The sequence below is a fragment of the Rhizobium sp. FG96 genome, from assembly GCF_057808655.1.
In genome coordinates this window covers 1-2,558 of record NZ_JBMDIL010000035.1, presented here as the reverse complement: position 1 = coordinate 2,558, position 2,558 = coordinate 1, and the positions used below count along the sequence as shown (strand labels likewise).

3 protein-coding genes are annotated in these 2,558 nt (G+C 61.6%); all 3 read left to right on the top strand.

Annotated features, from left to right (window positions below):
- Positions 1-79: 79 nt before the first annotated feature.
- From tnpA to tnpC, 3 genes are read left to right on the top strand one after another with little or no spacing between them, the layout of a single operon-like run.
- Positions 80-487, top strand: a complete 408-nt coding sequence (gene tnpA, locus ACODR6_RS32045; protein WP_413390885.1) for an IS66-like element accessory protein TnpA — start codon at positions 80-82, stop codon at positions 485-487.
- A complete protein-coding gene (gene tnpB, locus ACODR6_RS32040) occupies positions 484-831 on the top strand; it encodes an IS66 family insertion sequence element accessory protein TnpB (RefSeq protein WP_489026608.1) in 348 nt (115 codons plus the stop codon). Before tnpA ends, tnpB begins: the two co-directional genes overlap by 4 nt.
- Before the next feature lie 45 nt (positions 832-876).
- On the top strand, positions 877-2,532 hold the full coding sequence (gene tnpC, locus ACODR6_RS32035; RefSeq protein WP_489026606.1) for an IS66 family transposase: 1,656 nt from the start codon (positions 877-879) through the stop codon (positions 2,530-2,532).
- Positions 2,533-2,558: the final 26 nt, after the last annotated feature.

Genomic DNA, 2,558 nt, shown 5'->3' with positions numbered 1-2,558 from the left:
CGTAAGCCCACGGTGAAGGCCGTCTTGCGATGACGGCCTGCTGACTGCGAGTCCTGGTGGAAACACTAGGAGTAGTCATATGACGAAGCATCCAATTGAGGTGATCACGTCTGTGGAGCGCCGTCGGCGTTGGTCACGCGAAGATAAAGAGCGGCTCGTCGCTGCGTGCTTTGAGCCAGACGCGGTCATCTCCGAGATTGCCCGCGCGGCCGGCATCCATGTCAGCCAGTTGTTCCGTTGGCGCAAAGAGCTTTGTCGGATCGAGGAGCCAAGATCTGACACTGCGGCTTTGGTGCCGGTGATCGTGTCCGAGGCCGCTTCGACAGTCTCCCCCGCTCAGCCGGAACCACCCACCAAATTCCATCCTCGTCGGAAGCGCAGTGATGTAACAATCGAACTTGGTCGGGGCCGACGCGTCCGCGTGGATAGCGACATCGACACGGAAGCGCTTGGCCGGATACTCGATTGCGTGCTGGGGCTGCGATGATCCCGGTTCCGAGTGGAGTGAAGGTCTGGTTGGCGACGGGCCACACCGATATGCGCAAAGGCTTCCCCGGTCTGTCGTTGATGGTGCAGGAGGCGCTAAAGCGCGACCCGATGTGCGGTCACCTGTTCGTATTCCGCGGCCGAGGCGGTGGCTTGATCAAGGTGATCTGGCATGACAGCCAGGGAGCTTGCCTGTTCACGAAGAAGCTCGAGCGAGGACGCTTCATTTGGCCTTCAGCGGCCGATGGCACGGTAGTGATCACGCCTGCGCAGCTCGGTTATCTGCTGGAGGGCATCGACTGGCGGATGCCGCAAAAGACCTGGCGGCCAACGTCGGCCGGATAAGCAAAAACACTGGAATGATGGGGTCGAATATGATTCCATCCTGTCATGAGCAATGCGACCGAAGAGCTTCCGGACGACCTTGCCAGTGCGCTTGCACTGCTGGCCCAGGAACGCGCTCGACGTGTCGCAGCCGAAGCAGAAGCGTCGACCGCCAAGGCAGAAGCCGCCAGCGCGAAGGCACTCGTATCGCATTCCGAGGCGCTGATCGCTCGGCTGAAGCTGGAGATCGACAAGGTTCGCCGTGAACTCTACGGCAGCCGGTCCGAGCGTAAGGCGCGGCTCCTGGAGCAGATGGAACTGCAGCTCGAGGAACTCGAGGCAGACGCCGGTGAAGATGAATTGGTCGCGGAAATCGCCGCCAAGGCCTCAGCCGTCAAAGCGTTCGAGCGCAAGCGCCCATCACGCAAGCCCTTTCCCGAACACCTGCCACGCGAACGCGTCGTTATCGCCGCTCCCACGAATTGCACCTGCTGCGGATCGGCCAAGTTGTCGAAGCTTGGCGAGGACATCACCGAGACCCTGGAGGTCGTACCGCGTCAGTGGAAGGTCATCCAGACGGTGCGGGAGAAGTTTACCTGCCGCGAGTGTGAGAAGATCACGCAGCCGCCGGCACCATTCCATGTGACACCCCGCGGTTTTGCAGGGCCGAACCTGCTGGCGGTGATCCTGTTCGAGAAGTTCGCCCAGCACCAGCCACTCAACCGCCAGAGCGAACGCTACGCCCGCGAGGGCGTCGACCTCAGCTTATCGACGCTGGCCGATCAGGTCGGAGCATGTGCCGCGGCGCTGAAGCCTATCCACTCCCTAATCGAGGCGCATGTCCTTGCTGCCGAACGTCTGCACGGCGACGACACGACCGTGCCGATCCTGGCCAAGGGAAAGACCGATACGGGCCGCATCTGGACCTATGTCCGGGACGATCGACCGTTCGGAGGCCTCTCCCCGCCGGCCGCCCTTTATTATGCCTCGCGCGATCGACGGCAGGAGCATCCGGAGCGCCACCTGAAGACCTTCACCGGCATTCTGCAGGCGGACGCTTATGGCGGCTACAATCCGCTGTTCAAGGTTGATCGTGATCCCGAGCCCCTGACGCAGGCGCTATGTTGGGCACACTCACGGCGCAAGTTCTTCGTGCTCGCCGACATTGCCGCAAACGCCAAGCGTGGAAAGAACGCCGCGCCGATCTCGCCTATGGCGCTCGAAGCCGTCAAACGGATCGACGCACTGTTCGATATCGAGCGCGAGATCAACGGCCTTGACGCCGATCAACGCCTGGAACGTCGCCGCAAGGAAAGCCTGCCGCTCGTCGATGATCTGCAGGCCTGGCTTCAAACCGAGCGGGCAAAGCTCTCACGCAGTTCTCCGGTCGCAGAGGCGATCGACTACATGCTCAAGCGTTGGAATGGCTTCACGTCATTCCTGGAGGACGGCAGAATCTGCCTGACGAACAATGCCGCCGAACGAGCGCTCAGAGGCTTCGCACTCGGCAGGAAGTCCTGGCTCTTCGCCGGATCAGACCGCGGCGCAGATCGTGCCGCCTTCATGGCCACGCTGATCATGACGGCAAAACTCAACGACATCGATCCACAGGCGTGGCTGGCCGATGTTCTTGCCCGCATAGCAGACACGCCGATCACCCGTCTGGAGCAACTTCTGCCTTGGAATTGGACGTCGCCAGCGTCAGAAGCTCAAGCTGCCTGACCTGTGGCCTTCACCGGAGGCTTACG

Excerpts from the sequence above, each read along its gene's own strand:
- tnpA (WP_413390885.1), top strand. The coding sequence starts at position 80 with ATGACGAAGCATCCAATTGAGGTGATCACGTCTGTGGAGCGCCGTCGG.
- tnpB (WP_489026608.1), top strand. The coding sequence starts at position 484 with ATGATCCCGGTTCCGAGTGGAGTGAAGGTCTGGTTGGCGACGGGCCAC.
- tnpC (WP_489026606.1), top strand. The coding sequence starts at position 877 with ATGAGCAATGCGACCGAAGAGCTTCCGGACGACCTTGCCAGTGCGCTT.